Origin of the sequence: Burkholderia sp. BCC1988 (genome assembly GCF_905339895.1) — a bacterium.
Lineage (GTDB): Bacteria > Pseudomonadota > Gammaproteobacteria > Burkholderiales > Burkholderiaceae > Burkholderia.
In genome coordinates this window covers 1-17,028 of sequence record NZ_CAJPHA010000035.1, presented here as the reverse complement: position 1 = coordinate 17,028, position 17,028 = coordinate 1, and the positions used below count along the sequence as shown (strand labels likewise).

At 67.8% G+C, this 17,028-nt stretch carries 15 protein-coding genes; 10 read left to right on the top strand and 5 right to left on the bottom strand.

All coding sequences use genetic code 11. The features are described from left to right. Positions 1-333: 333 nt before the first annotated feature. The 4 genes from msuE (at position 334) to U4012_RS33240 (ending at position 5,038) form a co-directional block, all read left to right on the top strand. Positions 334-894: an FMN reductase gene (gene msuE / locus U4012_RS33255; protein ID WP_124523108.1), complete on the top strand. Its 561-nt coding sequence runs from the start codon at positions 334-336 to the stop codon at positions 892-894. A 35-nt stretch (positions 895-929) separates the two neighbouring features. Continuing rightward, positions 930-2,033 carry a dimethylsulfone monooxygenase SfnG gene (sfnG, locus tag U4012_RS33250; protein WP_321803957.1) on the top strand — a complete coding sequence of 368 codons (1,104 nt, stop codon included), beginning with the start codon at positions 930-932 and terminating at the stop codon, positions 2,031-2,033. A gap of 178 nt (positions 2,034-2,211) precedes the next feature. Then, positions 2,212-3,441 carry an SfnB family sulfur acquisition oxidoreductase gene (locus tag U4012_RS33245; protein WP_321803955.1) on the top strand — a complete coding sequence of 410 codons (1,230 nt, stop codon included), beginning with the start codon at positions 2,212-2,214 and terminating at the stop codon, positions 3,439-3,441. A 148-nt stretch (positions 3,442-3,589) separates the two neighbouring features. Beyond that, the gene (locus U4012_RS33240) at positions 3,590-5,038 is read left to right on the top strand and encodes an APC family permease (protein ID WP_321803953.1); all 1,449 of its coding nucleotides are present in this window, start codon (positions 3,590-3,592) and stop codon (positions 5,036-5,038) included. A 43-nt stretch (positions 5,039-5,081) separates the two neighbouring features. On the opposite strand, the gene U4012_RS33235 is transcribed toward U4012_RS33240, so the two are convergent. Then, entirely contained in the window at positions 5,082-5,729 is a 648-nt protein-coding gene (locus tag U4012_RS33235) for a LysE family translocator (protein ID WP_321803951.1), read from the bottom strand. Between the two features lie 106 nt (positions 5,730-5,835). Between U4012_RS33235 and U4012_RS33230 the strand changes: the two genes are divergently transcribed. Then, positions 5,836-6,684 (top strand): LysR substrate-binding domain-containing protein, encoded by an 849-nt coding sequence (locus U4012_RS33230; protein ID WP_124489318.1) that lies wholly within the window; start codon positions 5,836-5,838, stop codon positions 6,682-6,684. Positions 6,685-6,708: 24 nt separating this feature from the next. On the opposite strand, the gene U4012_RS33225 is transcribed toward U4012_RS33230, so the two are convergent. Beyond that, a complete protein-coding gene (locus U4012_RS33225; RefSeq protein WP_321803948.1) occupies positions 6,709-7,599 on the bottom strand; it encodes a LysR substrate-binding domain-containing protein in 891 nt (296 codons plus the stop codon). A gap of 153 nt (positions 7,600-7,752) precedes the next feature. On the opposite strand from U4012_RS33225, the gene U4012_RS33220 reads away from it, so the two are divergent. Next, a complete protein-coding gene (locus U4012_RS33220; protein ID WP_321803946.1) occupies positions 7,753-10,806 on the top strand; it encodes an FAD-binding and (Fe-S)-binding domain-containing protein in 3,054 nt (1,017 codons plus the stop codon). 81 nt (positions 10,807-10,887) lie between these two features. On the opposite strand, the gene U4012_RS33215 is transcribed toward U4012_RS33220, so the two are convergent. The 3 genes from U4012_RS33215 to U4012_RS33205 form a co-directional block, all read right to left on the bottom strand. Next, positions 10,888-11,187, bottom strand: coding sequence for an XRE family transcriptional regulator (locus U4012_RS33215; protein ID WP_321803944.1), 300 nt, complete (start codon positions 11,185-11,187; stop codon positions 10,888-10,890). Between the two features lie 88 nt (positions 11,188-11,275). After that, positions 11,276-12,430 (bottom strand): branched-chain amino acid ABC transporter substrate-binding protein, encoded by a 1,155-nt coding sequence (locus U4012_RS33210; protein ID WP_124523117.1) that lies wholly within the window; start codon positions 12,428-12,430, stop codon positions 11,276-11,278. 591 nt (positions 12,431-13,021) lie between these two features. Beyond that, entirely contained in the window at positions 13,022-13,924 is a 903-nt protein-coding gene (locus U4012_RS33205; RefSeq protein ID WP_321803941.1) for a DMT family transporter, read from the bottom strand. Positions 13,925-13,981: 57 nt separating this feature from the next. On the opposite strand from U4012_RS33205, the gene U4012_RS33200 reads away from it, so the two are divergent. The 4 genes from U4012_RS33200 (at position 13,982) to U4012_RS33185 (ending at position 16,923) form a co-directional block, all read left to right on the top strand. Then, positions 13,982-14,962: a LysR substrate-binding domain-containing protein gene (locus U4012_RS33200; protein WP_124530034.1), complete on the top strand. Its 981-nt coding sequence runs from the start codon at positions 13,982-13,984 to the stop codon at positions 14,960-14,962. 171 nt (positions 14,963-15,133) lie between these two features. Continuing rightward, the gene (locus U4012_RS33195; protein WP_044848640.1) at positions 15,134-15,793 is read left to right on the top strand and encodes a hypothetical protein; all 660 of its coding nucleotides are present in this window, start codon (positions 15,134-15,136) and stop codon (positions 15,791-15,793) included. 33 nt (positions 15,794-15,826) lie between these two features. Continuing rightward, positions 15,827-16,294 carry a sodium:proline symporter gene (locus U4012_RS33190; RefSeq protein ID WP_321803937.1) on the top strand — a complete coding sequence of 156 codons (468 nt, stop codon included), beginning with the start codon at positions 15,827-15,829 and terminating at the stop codon, positions 16,292-16,294. Positions 16,295-16,449: 155 nt separating this feature from the next. Further along, positions 16,450-16,923, top strand: coding sequence for a hypothetical protein (locus U4012_RS33185; protein ID WP_044848656.1), 474 nt, complete (start codon positions 16,450-16,452; stop codon positions 16,921-16,923). The last annotated feature ends 105 nt before the right edge of the window (positions 16,924-17,028 follow it).

Here is a 17,028-nt window from a genome sequence, read left to right as displayed (position 1 = left end):
GCGGATTCGACGGTATCGCGCTCGACGCGATGCGCGCGGCGCGTCGCAATCGGACGGCTGGAGCGCGCGACACTGCTGATTGAGCAGCAGCGCATCAGCACGGCTGTTTCCGCGGGTTCATCGCCGTGCGGAATATCGATGTGACGTGATTTCCGGAGCGCTTGCCACGATCGGTCATATGGCTGCGGAAGCCATGCCAGGCGGGCGCTCGAACGATATTTCGTCATGCAGAGGATCGACGCGATCGCGCCTGCGTCGACAATGGCACGCTCCTTGCGAACCCGACACGGTATCGGCGCGGCAACGCGCAGCTCGACAACGGGAACGCATGGCATGAGCAATACCCTCAACGTCGTCGCCATCTCGGGCGGCCTGCAGCGGCCGTCACGCACGCTGGCGCTGACGAACGCGATCGTCAGCGCGCTCGGCGATGCCGTGCCGATCGACGCACGGTCGATCGAACTCGGCGAAATCGGCAGCCGGCTGGCCGGCGCGCTGAAGCGCGCGCAGGTACCGCCCGATCTCGACGCGCTGATCCGCGCGATCGAGACGGCCGATGCGCTCGTCGTCGCGAGCCCCGTGTATCGCGCGTCGTACACCGGTCTCTTCAAGCACCTGTTCGACCTCGTGCATCACGAGTCGCTGGTTGATGTGCCGGTGCTGCTCGCGGCCACCGGCGGCAGCGAGCGGCATGCGCTCGTGATCGACCATCAGCTGCGGCCACTCTTCAGCTTCTTCCAGGCGCGCACGCTGCCGATCGGCGTGTATGCGGCCGAAAGCGATTTCGACCGCTACGAGATCGCGAACCCCGCACTGCGCGCACGCATCGCGCTCGCGGTCGAGCGTGCGGTGCCGCAATTGCGTCCGCGCGCGCTTGCCGCCGCGGCCGCGTAGCCCGTCTCTCGTTTTCCATTGGATCAGGACTTCTCATGAGCATTCACGAATCTTCGGCCGACGGCGTCAAATTCGCATACTGGGTGCCGAACGTCAGCGGCGGCCTCGTCGTCAGCACGATCGAGCAGCGTACCGACTGGAGCCTCGAATACAACCAGAAACTCGCTCGCACGGCCGAAGCAGCCGGCTTCGACTACGCGTTGAGCCAGATCCGCTTCACGGCCGGCTACGGCGCCGAATACCAGCACGAGTCGGTGTCGTTCAGCCAGGCGCTGCTGCACGCGACGACGAAGCTCAAGGTGCTCGCGGCGATCCTGCCGGGGCCGTGGCATCCGGCCGTGGTCGCGAAGCAGCTAGCCACGATCGACCACATCTCGAACGGGCGCATTGCGATCAACGTGGTGAGCGGCTGGTTCAAGGGCGAGTTCACCGCGATCGGCGAGCCGTGGCTCGAGCACGACGAACGCTATCGGCGCTCGAAGGAATTCATCCAGGCACTGAAGGGCATCTGGACGCAGGACAATTTCACGTTCAAGGGCGACTTCTACCGCTTCAACGACTACACGCTGAGCCCGAAGCCCGTGCAGAAACCGCACCCGGAGATCTTCCAGGGCGGCAGCTCGCGCGCGGCGCGCGACAACGCGGCGAGCGTGTCGGACTGGTACTTCACGAACGGCAATACGCCGGAGAACCTGAAGGCGCAGATCGACGACATCCGCGCGAAGGCCGCTGCGAACAACCATCGCGTGCGGATCGGCGTCAACGCGTTCATCATCGCGCGCGATACCGAGGAAGAGGCGAAGGCCGTGCTCGACGACATCATCCGGCACGCGCATGTCGAGGCGGTGAATGCGTTCGGCGATGCGGTGAAGGAGGCCGGCAAGGCGTCGCCGGAAGGCGAGGGCAACTGGGCGAAATCCACGTTCGAGGATCTCGTGCAGTACAACGACGGCTTCCGCACGAACCTGATCGGCACGCCGCAGCAGATCGCCGAGCGGATCGTCGCGCTGAAGGCGATCGGCGTCGATCTCGTGCTCGCCGGGTTCCTGCATTTCATCGAGGAAGTCGAGTACTTCGGCAAGCGCGTGCTGCCGCTCGTGCGCGAACTGGAAGCGCAGCGGCAGGCGGTTGCCGCGTGATGCGCGGCGCCTGCGCGCTGAAGTGAGGCGCTGAGGCAGGCCGCGCACGGGGCGAGCGAACGGACAGCCTGCGATGAGCATCGCAGGTGAGGCGCCTGACGCTTTCCCTATCGAAACAGGCGGTCGACGGATGCCTGCGCGGCACCGTCGATCCATGCAGTTTTTTGCCGGAAATTCCATGTCCACGGAAATCATCGAAGAAAACACACGGCCGCAAGCAGACGCTGCGCCCGTTCCCGTCATCGGCTCCGATGCCGAAGCGCTCGACGTCGCGCATCAGGTCGCGGCGCGACTCGCCGAACATGCGGCGCTGCGCGATCGCGAACGGAAGCTGCCGTACGACGAAATCGAGCTGTTCTCGTCGAGCGGACTGTGGGGGATCACCGTGCCGCGCGAATACGGCGGCGCGGAAGTGTCGAACGTCACGCTCGCGGAAGTGATTGCGATCGTCTCGCAGGCGGACCCGTCGATCGGGCAGATTCCGCAGAATCACTACTGCCTGATCGAGGATATTCGTCTCGAAGGCAACGATGCGCAAAAGCGCTTCTTCTTCGATCTCGTGCTGAAGGGCGCGCGCTACGGCAACGCGTTTTCGGAAGCGGGCGGCAAGAACGTGCTCGACATCCGGACCCGCGTGCGCCGCGACGGCGACGGATTCGTGCTGAACGGCCGCAAGTTCTACTCGACCGGTACGCTGTTCGCGCACTGGATTCCGGTGCTGGCCCTCGACGAGGCGGACCAGGCGGTACTTGCATTCGTGCGGCAGGGCGCGCCGGGGCTTACCGTGGTCGACGACTGGAGCGGCTTCGGCCAGCGCACCACCGCGAGCGGCACGGTGATCGCCGAGAACGTGCGCGTGAGCGCGTTCGAGATCTTCCACACGCAGCGTTCGTACGATCGCCCGACCTTCGCGGGCCCGTTCGCGCAGATCACGACGGCCGCGATCGATCTCGGCATCGCGCGCGTCGCGCTGCAGGACACGATCGCATTCGTGCAGCAGCATGCGCGGCCCTGGATCGACAGCGGCGTCGAACGCGCGAGCGAGGACCCGCTGACGATCGCGCAGATCGGCGACATCGCGTACCGCGTGCATGCGGCCGAAGCGCTGCTCGCGCGCGCGGGGCGCTTCGTCGACGTCGCGAAGCGCGAGCCTGACGAGGACACGGTCGCGCAGGCCGCGATCGCCGTCGGCGAGGCGAAGATCGCGACGACCGAGGTATCGCTGCTCGCGGCGAGCAAGCTGTTCGAACTGGGCGGCAGCAAGTCGACGCTCGCGAAATACAACTTCGACCGCCACTGGCGCAACGCGCGCGTGCATACGCTGCACGATCCCGTGCGCTGGAAATACCACGCGGTCGGCAACTACTACCTCAACGGCGTGAAGCCCGCGCGCCATTCGTGGAACTGACGAACCCGCGCCGGCGTCGTCGCCGCGACGTCGTTCCGATGCGCGCCGCGGCGCGCATTTTCGTACGGGCGCACGCAGCGGCCCGCGTCGAGGCCATGCCACGGACGCGGCACACGCCGCGCCGCCTCAATCATGACAAGGTGAATCGATGAGTCATCCAGCCACACCCGCGCAGGCGCTGCCCGCGCCGGGCGCCGCGCCGCAGGCAGGCGGCCTGCGGCGCAATTACCTGAGCCTGCCCGAGCTGATCGCGCAGTCGATCGGCCTCGTCGGCGTGTCGGGCGGGATCGGCGTGCTGATTCCCGCGGTGTTCGCGACGGCCGGCAACGGCACCTGGCTCGCGTACCTGTTCGCGATCGTCGCGCTGCTGTTCTCGTCGTGGAGCATCTCGGTGTTCGCGCGCGATTCGGCGTCGCCGGGCGCGCTGTATGCATACGTGTCGGCCGGCATCGGGCCGACCTGGGGCGCCATCTGCGGCTGGTCGCTGCTGATCGCCTATGCGGTGGCCGCGGCGGGCATCCTGCAGGGCACGATCAACACGTTTCTCGTGCTCGGCCGCGAAACGGGGCTGCTCGGCGCCGCGACGCCGCTCGGCACGGTGCTCGGCCTCACGGTCGTCACCGCGTTTGCCGCGTGGTACATCGCGTTTCGCGACATCCGGCTGTCCACGCGCTTCACGCTGTTCGTCGAGCTCGCGACGCTGCTGCTGATCGCCGCCGTCGTGATCGGAACGATCGCATTCGGCGGTCATCCCGTCGATCGCGCGCAGCTCACGCTCGAAGGCGTGAAGCCGACGCAGCTGCAGCTCGGGATGGTGCTGGCGTTCTTCAGCTTCACCGGGTTCGAGAGCGCGACCGTGCTCGGCGCCGAGGCGCGCGACCCGTTCCGCGCGATTCCGCGTGCGGTGCTGATCAGCGTGGTCGGGCCGGCGCTGCTGTTCGTGGTCGGCGCGTACGGGATGGTCGGCGCGTTCCACGGGCAGACGCCGCCGCTCGATCGCGTCGACGGGCCGCTCGCGGTGCTCGCGCATCGGCTGGGCGCCGGGTGGGTCGGGGTGCTGATCGACGCGGGGGTGGCGCTCAGCTTCTTCGCGGCATTCTTCTCGTCGATCAACGCGGCGGCACGCATCGTCTATACGTTCGGACGGCAGGGCGTGCTGCATGCGTCGACCGGGCGCGCGCACGAGACGAACGCGACGCCGCACGTCGCGGTCGCGCTGATCGCGGTGCTCGCGCTGGCGACGGCGCTGGTGCTGACCGCACGCGGCACGGCGCTGCTGGATTCGTACGGCTATCTCAGCTCGATCGCCACCTACGGCTGGCTGCTCGCCTACGTGCTGGTCGCGATCGGCGCGCCGCTCTATCTGCGTCGGCAACGCAGGCTTCGCGCGCGGCACGTCGCGATCAGCGTTATCGCGGTCGTGCTGCTCGCGATTCCGCTCGCCGGCAGCGTGTATCCGGTGCCGGACGGCGTCTATGCATGGCTGCCTTACGTGTTCGTCGCGTTGCTGGCGGTCGGGCTCGCGTGGTTCGTGGTGCTGCGCGTGCGGTTTCCGGAGCGGCTGCGCGACCTGGAGGCCGAATTGCTGACGAAGTGAATGCGCGGCGGCGCGATGTACATCGGTACGTGCATCGCGGCCGTCACGCCGCACCCGCCATGCTCGACGCCTCGACGAGCATCTGCACGCCGAGGCCGCCGAGCACCGCGCCCATCGCCCAGCGTTGCGCGAGCAGCAGCGCCGGCCGCCCGTGCAGGAACTTCGCGATGCCGCTCGAGCCGATCGCGACCAGTCCGTTCGCCGACACGAACGCCGCGATCAGCAATGAACCGAGAAAGAGCGACTGGCCGAACACGCTGCCTTGCCGGTAATCGATGAACTGCGGCAGCAGCGACACGAACAGCATCGCGAGCTTCGGATTCAGCACGCTGGTCGTCGCGCCCATCGCGAGCAGCCGCAGCGGCTGCTCGTTCGGCAGCGTCTTCACTTCGAACGGCGAACGGCCGCCGGGCCGGACGGCCTGCCACGCGAGGTAGAGCAGATACGCGGCGCCCACCACGCCGAGCACGGTGCCCGCGTACGGCACGCTCAGGAACAGCGTCGTGATCCCGAACGCGGCGCCGAACATGTAGAACAGATAGCCCACCGTCACGCCGGCCAGTGAAATCAGCCCGGCGGTGCGCCCTTGCGCGATCGAGCGCGACATCACGTAGACCATGTTCGGCCCCGGCGTGATCGCAAGCATGCCGCCGATGACCAGGAATCCGTAGAGCGAGCCGGAGGTATGCATGGTTACAGCTTCCCGCGATGAATGTCGATGACGTCCATTGTCCGGCGTTGGAGGAGGACAGTAAAACGGGATAAACTGAATCGATTGATCAGATTTTCTGAATGACATGAAAAAGCTCGATCTCGATGTGCTGGCGATGGTGGTGGCCGTGGCGGAGTCCGGCTCGTTCGCGCAGGGCGCGCAGGCGGTGCACCGGTCGCCGTCGGCGGTGAGCATGCAGATCAAGGCGCTGGAGGATGCACTCGGCAAGCCGCTGTTCATCCGCGACACGCGCAACGTCACGGCCACCGACGACGGCCGCATGCTCGCCGAATACGGCCGCCGGATGCTGGCGCTGCGCGACGAGGCGTGGGCGTCGGTCGTGCGGCCGGAGATCCGCGGGCGCGTGACGATCGGCGTGCCGGACGACTACATCTCGTCGCTGCTGCCGCAGGTGCTCGGCAAGTTCGCCGCGATGCATCCGCGCGTCGAAGTGCGCGTGATCGGCCAGCCGAGCAGCGCGCTGGTGCCGATGCTGAAGGACAACACCATCGATCTTGCCTGCCTCACGCGCATCAAGGGCGTGACCGGCGAGCTGGTGCGGCGCGAGCCGATCGTGTGGACCGGCTCGGCGAAACGGAACGTATGGGAAGAGCGGCCGCTGCCGGTCGCGCTCTTCACGCACGGCAGCATGGCGCGCGATCACGCGCTCAAGGCGCTGAACCGGCAGAAGATTCCGTTCCGGATGTCATACGAAAGCCCGAGCTTCCTCGGCTTGCTCAGCATGGTCGAGGCCGGCCTCGCGATCGCGCCGCTCGCGCGCTGCAGCATTCCCGCGCATCTCGTCCGGTTGTCGCAGAACGAAGGGCTGCCGCCGCTCGACGCGGTCGAGGTCGTGCTCGCGCGCAGCGCGCAATCGGCGCGCCCGCTGTGCGACTACCTCGCCGAACAGATTCTCGATGAATGGCGCGCGTGAGCGCGCCGCGCGGCTGCCTGCGGGTCAGCACGATTTCAGCAGCCATTCCCGAAACGCAACCAGCGACGGCAGCGTGTCGTTTTCCGGCGGATACACGAGGTAGTAGCTGCGCTGGCTGGTGATCGCGTCGCCGATCGACACGAGCTCGTTGCGGCTCAGCTCGTCTTCCACCAGCACCTTCGGCACGAGGCCGATCCCCATTCCCGCCCGCACGGCCTGGATCAGGTGCGACGTCAGCTCGAAACTGGGACCGATGCGCATCTCGCGATGATCGAGCCCGAAATGCGAGAACCATTCGGCCCACGCGTGCTGATTGCTCGTCACGCCTAGCAGCGTCTGCCCGGCCGCCCATGCCGGCGCGCGCGGGCCGGCCTTGCGGCGCCCGACTGACTCGGGGCTCGCGATCGCGATCAGGAACTCGTTGTACAGCCGGTGCGCGTGCAGGCCGGGCCAGTCGCCCGCGCCGACGGTGATGGCCGCGTCGAGATCGTCGGTATGGAAGTCGATGCCGCCGATCCGCGAATGCAGGTGCACGGTCACGCCCGGATGCGCGGCATAGAAATCGTGCAGGTGCGGCAGCAGCCATTTCGAGCCGAAGGTCGGCAAGGTCGCGAGCCGCAGCGTGCCGGCGCCGGCCTGGTGCGACATCGCCTGCAGCGTCGCGCCGCGGATGCGCCCGAGCGCGCCGCTCAGCTCGACGAAGTAGCGCCGCCCGACTTCCGTCAGCTTCACGGAGCGGCCTTCACGCCGGAACAGCGGCACGCCGAGCTGATCCTCGAGCGTCTGGACCTGCCGGCTGATCGCGCTCTGGCTCAGCGACAGCTCGTCGGCCGCGCGCGTGTAGCTTTCGTGGCGCGCGGCGGCCTCGAACACCAGCAGCAGCGACATGGACGGGGTCAGTCGACGGTAATTCATGAGTTTTATGCAAGTTTTGCCGGGGGAGAATTCGTTTGTTTCTCGCGCTGATTCGCACGATACTGGATTTCCGGGCTGCGCGAAATCTTGCTCAAAACTCATGTTTTCGATCGAGGCCGCGCACCGGCTCCCTCCACATTGCGCTTTCATCCCATGCCGATCGCTCCGTTGCCCCGTCCCGCCAGCCCGCCCGAGGCTCGTTACCGCGACTTTCTCGCCGCCCTCCAGGCGGCCGGATTCGCCGGCGAAATCCGCGCGGACCATGCGAACCGGACCGTGCAGGCGACCGACAACTCGATCTACCAGCGCCTGCCGCAGGCGGTGATCTGTCCCGCGCATGCGGACGACGTGCGGCTGCTCGCGCGCCTGCTCGCCGAACCCGCGCACCGCGACGTCGCGGTGGCGGCGCGCGGCGGCGGCACGGGCACCAACGGGCAGTCGCTGACCGATGGCGTGGTCGTGGACCTGTCGCGCAACATGAACCGGATCCTCGAAATCAATGCCGGCGAGCGCTGGGTGCGCGTGCAGGCGGGCGTCGTCAAGGACCAGCTCAACGCCGCGCTGAAGCCGCATGGCCTGTTTTTCGCGCCCGAGCTGTCGACGTCGAACCGCGCGACGGTCGGCGGGATGATCAACACCGACGCGAGCGGGCAGGGCAGCTGCACGTACGGCAAGACACGCGACCACGTGCTCGCGCTCGACTTCGTGCTGATGGGCGGCGAGCAGCTGCACAGCGACGCGCTCGCGGACGACGAACTGGAACGCCGCTGCGCACGGCAGGACCGGCTCGGCAAGGTCTATCGCACCGCGCGCCGCATCAGCGACGAAAAGGCCGCGCTGATCGACGCGAAGTTTCCGAAGCTCAATCGCTGCCTGACCGGCTACGATCTCGCGCACCTGCGCGAACCGGACGGCCGCTTCAACCTGAACAGCGTGCTGTGCGGCGCCGAAGGCTCGCTCGGCTTCGTGGTCGAGGCGAAGCTGAACGTGCTGCCGATCCCGAAGTATTCGGTGCTGGTCAACGTGCGCTACGCCGGCTTCATGGACGCGCTGCGCGATGCGCGCGCGCTGCTCGAACTCAAGCCGTTGTCGATCGAGACGGTCGACTCGAAGGTGCTGATGCTCGCGATGAAGGACTTCGTGTGGAGCAGCGTGGCCGAGTATTTCCCGCAGGACGATGCGCGTCCGACGCTCGGCATCAACCTGATCGAATTCTGCGGCGACGACGCCGGCGACGTCGATGCGCGCGTGCGTGCGTTCGTCGAGCATTTGCGCACCGACACGAGCGTCGAGCGGCTGGGCCACACGCTCGCGACCGGCGACGACGCGGTGAAGCGCGTGTACGCGATGCGCAAGCGCGCGGTCGGCCTGCTCGGCAACGTGCAGGGCGAGGCGCGCCCGCAGCCGTTCGTCGAGGACACCGCGGTGCCGCCCGAGAACCTCGCCGCGTACATCGCCGAATTCCGCGCGCTGCTCGACGGCCACGGGCTGCAGTACGGGATGTTCGGCCACGTCGACGCGGGCGTGCTGCACGTGCGTCCGGCGCTCGACATGAAGGACCCGAAGCAGGCCGCGCTGGTGCGTCCGGTGTCGGACGCGGTGGCCGAACTCACGCAGCGGCATGGTGGCCTTCTATGGGGCGAGCACGGCAAGGGCGTGCGCTCCGAATATGCGCCGGCGTTCTTCGGCGAACTCTATCCGTCGCTGCAGCAGCTGAAAGCCGCGTTCGATCCGCACAACCAGTTCAACCCGGGCAAGATCGCGACGCCGCCGGCGCCCACGCTGCGGCTCTTGAAGATCGACGAGGTGCCCACGCGCGGCGATCACGACCGGCAGATCGACGAGCGCGTGTGGCAGCACTACGGCACGGCGATGCACTGCAACGGCAACGGCGCGTGCTACAACTTCGATCCGGACGACGCGATGTGCCCGTCGTGGAAGGCGACGCGCGAACGCGTGCAGTCGCCGAAGGGGCGCGCGTCGCTGATGCGCGAATGGTTGCGTCTGCAAGGACAGGCCGGCGTCGACGTCGTCGCGGCCGCGCGTGCGCGACAGCCGTTCCTGCGCGGTTTCGCGCAACGCTGGCGCAACAGCCGCGCGGCGCGCAACGGCGAAGCCGACTTTTCGCACGAGGTGTACGACGCGATGGCCGGCTGCCTCGCGTGCAAGTCGTGCGCGGGGCAGTGCCCGGTCAAGGTCAACGTGCCCGAGTTCCGCTCGCGCTTTCTCGAGCTGTATCACCAGCGCTATCTGCGGCCGCTGCGCGACTACCTGATCGGCTCGCTCGAATTCACGATGCCGTGGATGGCGCGCGTGCCCGCGCTGTACAACGGCCTGATGCGCGCCGGCTGGGTGCGCACGCTGCTCGAGCGGCACGTCGGCATGGTCGATAGTCCGCTCCTGAGCCGCTTCGACCTCGCGGCCGTGATCCGGCAATGGAAGGTGCGGCCGGCTGAGCCGCAGGCGCTCGCCGCGTTGAGCGATGCGCAGCGCGCACGCAGCGTCGTCATCGTGCAGGACACGTTCACGCGTTATTTCGACACCGAGCAACTGGCGACGCTGATCGAACTGGCCGCGCGTATCGGCTTCCAGGTGTGGCTCGCGCCGCTCGCGCCGAGCGGCAAGGCGCTGCACGTACAGGGCTTTCTTCGCGCGTTCGGGCAGGCGGCGATTCGCAATGCGACGCAACTGGCCGCGCTCGCGCGCTCGGGTGTCGCGCTCGTCGGCCTCGATCCGGCGATGACGCTCACATATCGGCAGGAATACCTGAAGGTGACGGGGCTCGCCGACGTGCCGAAGGTCGCGCTGCCGCAGGAGTGGTTGCTGGACGCGATGCCGGAGGCCGGGGCGGACGCGCACGGCGTATCGGCAGCGTACCGGCTGCTGCCGCATTGCACCGAGAAGACCAACGCGCCCGACAGCGGCAAGCAGTGGGCGCAGGTGTTCGCGCGTCGCGGGTTGCGCCTGGCGGTTCAGGCGGCAGGGTGCTGCGGGATGTCGGGGACCTACGGGCACGAGGCACGCAACCTGCAGACGTCTCGCACGATCTATGCGCAATCGTGGGCCGCGCATGTCGATGCGCCGGAAGTGGAGGGTGAAGCGCTGGCGACCGGATATTCGTGCCGCAGCCAGGTGAAGCGCATGTCCGCGCGGCAGGTACGTCATCCGCTGCAGGCGCTGCTCGAGCACGTGCGTGCGGCGGCGTGACGGGCGGGCCGCGAGCGCGGCGCGGCAGCGCGCGTGACGGTGTCGAGCGGCACCGGCGATGCCGCTACCGACCGCTGCGGCTCAGGAGCCGGCTTTCGCGGTCTTTCGCGTGCGCGGCTTTGCCACCGGAAACGCGCCGACGCCGCGCGGCCGTTTCGGCTCGATGCCCGTCTTGCCGATCACGTGCCGGAAATCGATCTCGTGCGCGGCGAGCGCGCCGATGAGTGTCGCGATGACCGCGAGGTGGGAAGGGACGGTGCCCTTGCTCGAATAGTTCGTGATGGAACTTTCGTTCATCCGGATCAGCCGGGCGAACTCGCGCGCCGTCAACTGCGCTTTCTTCAACTCCTGTTGAAATTCCGCATACGCCATTGCACACATGTCGCCTCATCTCCGCAAAACTTGAATCGGCCCCGCGCGACGCCGGCGCAAACGGGTGGCGTTCCCGTCGTGCCGGCGTCGCGAGGCGTTACATCTTCACCTGGTCGAGGAAGGTCTTCTTGCCACTCTTGTAGCCGTAGATCGAGATGATCCCGTGCGTCAGGTCGCCCTTCGCGTCGAACGTCGTCGTGCCGATCACGCCTTCATATTTCGTCGACGGCATCGCGGCGAGGATCTTCGCCGGGTCCGTCGAGTTCGCGCGCTTCATCGCGTCGACGGCGATGTAGACCGCGTCGTACGCGAACGGCGCATCGAACTTGATGCCCTGGTTGAAGCGCTTCTGGTACTTGGCGAGGAACGCCGCGCCGCCCGGCATCTTCTCGAGCGCCGCGCCCGCCTGCGAGCACAGCACGTTGTCGGCGGCCGGGCCGGCCAGCTGGGCGAGCGAGTCGGTGCACACGCCGTCGCCGGACAGGATCTTCGCGCGCAGGCCGAGCTGCTTCGCCTGCTTCGCGAGCGGGCCGCCGGTGGCGTCCATGCCGCCGTACATGATCGCGTCCGGGTTCTCGCCCTTGACCTTGGTGAGAATCGCGCGGAAGTCGACGGCCTTGTCGTTGGTCGCGTCGTGCGACAACACCTTCAGGCCGAGCGCCTTCGCCTTCTTCTCGAATTCGTTCGCGAGGCCCTGGCCGTACGCCGTCGAATCGTCGATCACCGCGACGCTCTTCACGCCCTTCGACTGCGCGTAGCTCGCGAGTGCCGGACCTTGCTGCGCGTCGGTCGCGACCACGCGGTAGGTCGTCTTGAAGCCCTGCAGCGTGTAGGTCGGGTTCGTGGCGGACGGCGAGATCTGCACGATGCCCGCGTCGCTGTAGATCTTCGACGCCGGGATCGACGTGCCCGAGTTCAGGTGGCCGATGACGGCGACGACCTTGTCGTCGACGAGCTTCTGCGCGACCTGCGTGGCCTGGCGCGGGTCGGCCGCGTCATCCTGCGCGTCGAGCTGCAGCGTGATCTTCTGGCCGCCGATCGTCAGGCCCTTCGCATTGATTTCTTCCACCGCGAGGCGCGCACCGTTCTCGTTGTCCTTGCCGAGGTGCGAAATGCCGCCCGTCGTCGGTTCGACGCTGCCGATCTTCACGACCTGGTCGGCCATCGCGCCCGACGCGGCCGCAAATGCGGCGGCCGCCAGTGCGACGGTGATCAGGGGTTTGCAGCGCATGCCGACAGTGCTTCGTTCCATCTGCCATCTCCGTTGATTGATATTTCTGGTGCCGTCCGGTTTGCCGCGCGCCCTTGTGAGGCGGTCGGTGTGCCGGACGAATCTCCGTGACCCGTGACGGGCCCGGCTTGCATGTCGCCCGGGGCTCGCACGAGCGAGCGGGCGATTGCGTCCGGCGACACGCAATTCGTATGAATATATCCGAACGCGCTTGCGCCCGCTTCCGCGAATTGCCCGGCCTTGCGCAAATGTGATGCGATGGCGCGGCCGTTTCGCGATGCGTCGCGCAGGTGTGAGCGTCTTGCGCCGTCGATTGCTTCGATTATTCGACCGGGCCGATCCCGATGACCATGGACAGCGCGATGCAATCAATCCGGCACTGTTCGGTCGATTTGTCTGCACAGTTTCGTCGCCGTGGCGCGGCGAAGCCGCCATCCGCTTGCTGCAACTAACGGTCAAGCCCGGCCGCGTCCGCGAATGGCGCATGGCGACGGGCCGTTCGGCGCAGCGTGTACGTCCAGCTTTGCAGATGACGGGGGCCGGCTCGTTCGGCTCGGCCGGCCCGCTGCCGGCTCGTCCGGACCGGCGTCGCCGTCCCGCGCGGCCGCATGCCTACGTCCGGCCGCGCATGGCCACGAATATCACGCCGGCAATCGCCAGCAGGCCGCCGCACACCGTTTCGATGCCGGGCCGCTCGCCTGTCAGCGCCATCGACAACACCGTCGCGACGGCCGGTGTCAGGTACAGGAAATTGGCGGCGCGCGCCGCGCCGAAGTAGCCGAGCGCGAAGGTCCAGGTCGCGTAACCCAGCGCGGCGGGAAAGATGCCGAGCACCAGGACGGCGAGCGCCGTGTCGAGTGACGCGCCGCCGCCGAGCGACGCGAGCGCGCCGGGCAACCAAGGCGTGAGCAGCAGCGCACCGGCCAGCAGCGTATACGCGGTGCAGGGCAGCGCGCCGTACACGGGAATCAGCCGCCGCTGCAGCACGAAATAGCTGGCCGAACACAATGCCGCGCCGAGGATCAGCGTGCTGCCGGAGCCAAGCACGAGGCCGCCCGGCTGGCCGTGCGCGATCACGGCGATGCCGGCCAGGCTGACCAGCGAGCCGAGCCATCCGCGGCGATTGAAGCGTTCGCGCAGAAACACCGCGGCCAGCAGCGCCGTGAAGATCGGCAGCGTGTTCACGATGAAGCTCGCCGCGCCGGCCGACACGGTCTGCTCGCCGGTATTGAGCAGCGCGTTGTAGAGTGCGATGCCGAGCAGGCCGCAGACGAGAAAGCGCAACGCGTCGCCGCTGGCCGGCATGCGAGGCCGCCGCCACGCGAGCCATGCGATCGCGAGCACCGCCGCGGTCGCGAAGCGCGCGGCCGCGAGTTGCAGCGGGGCCAGCCCGTGCAGGCCGATCCGGATGAACGGGAAGGCGGAGGCCCACGAGACGATCGTGAACGCCACCGCGCCGGCCGCGACGAGCGGCAGTCGCGCGCTGCGCGACGAGGGGGAGGAAAGCGTGTTCATGCGGCAATGGTGTGGCGACGCGAGATGTTAAGCTAGCGCACAGATCAACCAGCGGGTATGAATATGGCTCACAGCTCGGTGCGACGCCGGGCCGATGGCCCGGCGCGCACGCAGCAGCATGCGGCGGACGCGCTGCCGTCGGTCGCGCCGGCACCCGGCCCGCGGCCGCCGCTGGCCAGCCTGGAAACCGTCTGTGCGGTGGCGCGGCTGGGCTCGTTCCTGGCGGCCGCCGACGCGTCCGGCGTCACGCACGGCGCGATCAGCCGGCGCGTGGCGGCCGTCGAGAACTGGCTTGGCATGGCGTTGTTCGAACGTCATGCGCGCGGCGTGCGGCTGACGCCGGACGGCCAGCGTTTCGTCGGCCGGATCGAACAGGCGTTCGCGATCATCGACGGCGCGGCCGACCAGTGGCGCTCGCCGCGTACGCCGCGACTGGTCAGGATGAGCGTGGTGCCGGCATTCGCGCAGCTCTGGCTGCTCGAACGCCAGCACGCGCTCGAGAGCGAGGCGCCCGCGTTGCGCATCGAGCTCGGCATCGAGCTTCGCAATGTGGACATCGCCGCCGGCGAAGCGGATCTGTCGATCCGGTACGGGCGCGGCAACTGGCGTCAGCTCGAAACCAGCGCGTTCATGCCGGAGACGCTCCATCCGGTCGCGCATCCGCGGCTCGCCGCGCAGCTGGCCGCGCGGCGCCGTCGCAACGACGCCGCCGCGCTGCTCGAGATGCCGCTGCTGCACGACTCCGACGTGACCGGTTGGCGCACCTGGTTCGACGCGCTCGGCATACCGTTCAAGCCGCGCGCGCAGGATCGCCGTTTCGAGGACTACAACCTCGTGCTCGCGGCGGCCGAGGCGGGGCTTGGCGTGGCGCTGGCGCGAACGCCGCTCGCGGATGCGTATCTCAAGCGCAGCGCGCTCGTCCGCGTGAGCCGGCATGAGGTCGAGTCGCCGCTCAGGTATCACTTCGTGCATGCGAAGGGCGAGAATCGTCCGGAGGTGCTCGCGCTGATGGAGCGGATGCGGGCCGCGCTGGGATAGGCGGCACGGGCGTCGAGATGTGCGACGCAGGCGACGCACGCGGCGCGGACGGCGCCGCCGCTCGACCCGGGCTACCGGATCGTCGACAATGCGACCGCGGAAAATTGCGGGACCCGACAGATTAACGAGAATCGAGCGTGTTGAACCGTTCGAATGCAGAGGGAATGAGGAATGAATAGACCAGACAAGTCGTCGAAAGCGCGTGCGGCGCTCGACCAGCTGTTTTCGGGCATGGCGCCCGCGGACGCGCAGCAGCGCGCGTCGCGCCCGGGCAACCCGTTCGAAGCGGCAGGCGACCCGACCGGCGCCGACGGCCGCGTCGAAGTCACGTTGTCGACGAGAATCCAGTTGCGCGGCTATCCGGGCGCGGATGCGTTCATGAAGCGCATGGCCGAAGCGTGGGGCCTCGCGTGGGGCCCGTACGACGCCGTGCGGGCGACGGCGACGCTGCCGGCCGGCTGGCGCTCGCGCCGGCTGCCGGAAGTCACGCAGATCGTCGACGAACGCGACGTGCTGCGCGCGGAAAGCAGCCTGCAGGGCGGCGAGCTGTCGTATCTGAAAGTGCATCCGCGCTATTACATCGATGCGCGCAAGGGGGTCGGCTGGCGCAAGTCGTCGAAGGCGTCCGACGATCCGGATCTCGACGGCCCCGACTGGAACTGCTACGTGATGGACCGGGAAAAATCCGCCGAGGTGCACGAGCTGACGACGTCGTCGTCGAAGGCCGATCTGGACAACGCGCGTGCGACGTTGCTGAAGTGGCTCGACGAGCACTACCCGAAGCATCGCGATCCGTTCGCATACTGGACGGATTGCGAACGCCCGCTGTAAGTCCGCACGGCGCGCGGCCATCGCGGAGCACCATTGAAACAGAACGGTCCGGTCCCGATTCTCTGGGCAGCGTTCGGCGCGGCGGTCGGCTCGACCGTCATCGAGCTGCTGCTCTGGCCGATCGCCGGAGAAGACCCCTTTCACAACCTGCTTCGCGACGCGCGCCTGACGGCCGCCCTCGTGATGGGGCGAGCCGTGCTCGGCGCGTCCGCGGGCTTCGATCCGACGATCATGGGCGTGGCGACGCTGGTGCATGCCGCGTTGTCGCTTGCCTATACGGCCGTGCTGGCGAGGATGGTGCGCAACCTGTCGCCCGGCGCCGCGCTAGTGGCGGGCGGCGCGTTCGGACTGGTGCTCTACGGTATCAACCTGCACGCGTTCACCGCGATCTTCCCGTGGTTCGTTCCGGTGCGCGGCGCGATCACGCTGGTCGCCCATGTGGTCTTCGGCGTGATGGCGGCGGGCGTCTACTGCATCGTCCGGCGTTCGGCGCGCGCATGATCGTCGGCGGTTCGTGCATCACGCATGCGTATCCCGACCCCAGGAATAATCGGCCATGCCACATCGTCTAATGGTCGGGTGACCCTATACGAAGCCGCGCGTCGTCCGTGACGCCAAGGCTCGGGTGGTCGGGGGCAACAATGCAGGAGCCGATCATGTGCAACTTGTTTCGGGTCGGGATGGGCGTCGTCTGTCTCGGCTGCTCCATGTGCGTGCTTGCGCAAACCTATGACGACTCGCCGGACGAAGGCGCCCGCTGCCGTGCGGTCGTCATGCAAGCGGAAATCGACGGCACGGAACAGCAGATCGTCGGGCGCGCGTGCCGGCAAGGCGACGGCACCTGGCAGATGATGCAGAGCACGGACGGCAGCATCGTGTGGTATCCGGATACCGCCTATCCGTACGCCGATCCCTGGTACTGGGGGCCGGCGGTGTTCGTCGGCACGGGCGTCAGCTTCGTCTTCATCGACCGTTTCCATCATCGCCATCACTTCGACCACTTCGGTCACGTCGGCCACTTCGACGGGGGCATGCGTGGTCGTGTCGGTGCTCCGATGGGCACCGGCTTTCACCGTGGCCCGGTGTTCGTCGGCGGTGAGCACGGGTTCGGGGGAATGAGGCGGCATTGAGCCGGCGTACCTTCGTGCGCACGCCGCTCGCGACCGTCGAGCCGCCGTTTGCGAAGAAGTGCCCTGCACGGAAGCGGGCGATCTCAACGTTACATGCTTGGATAG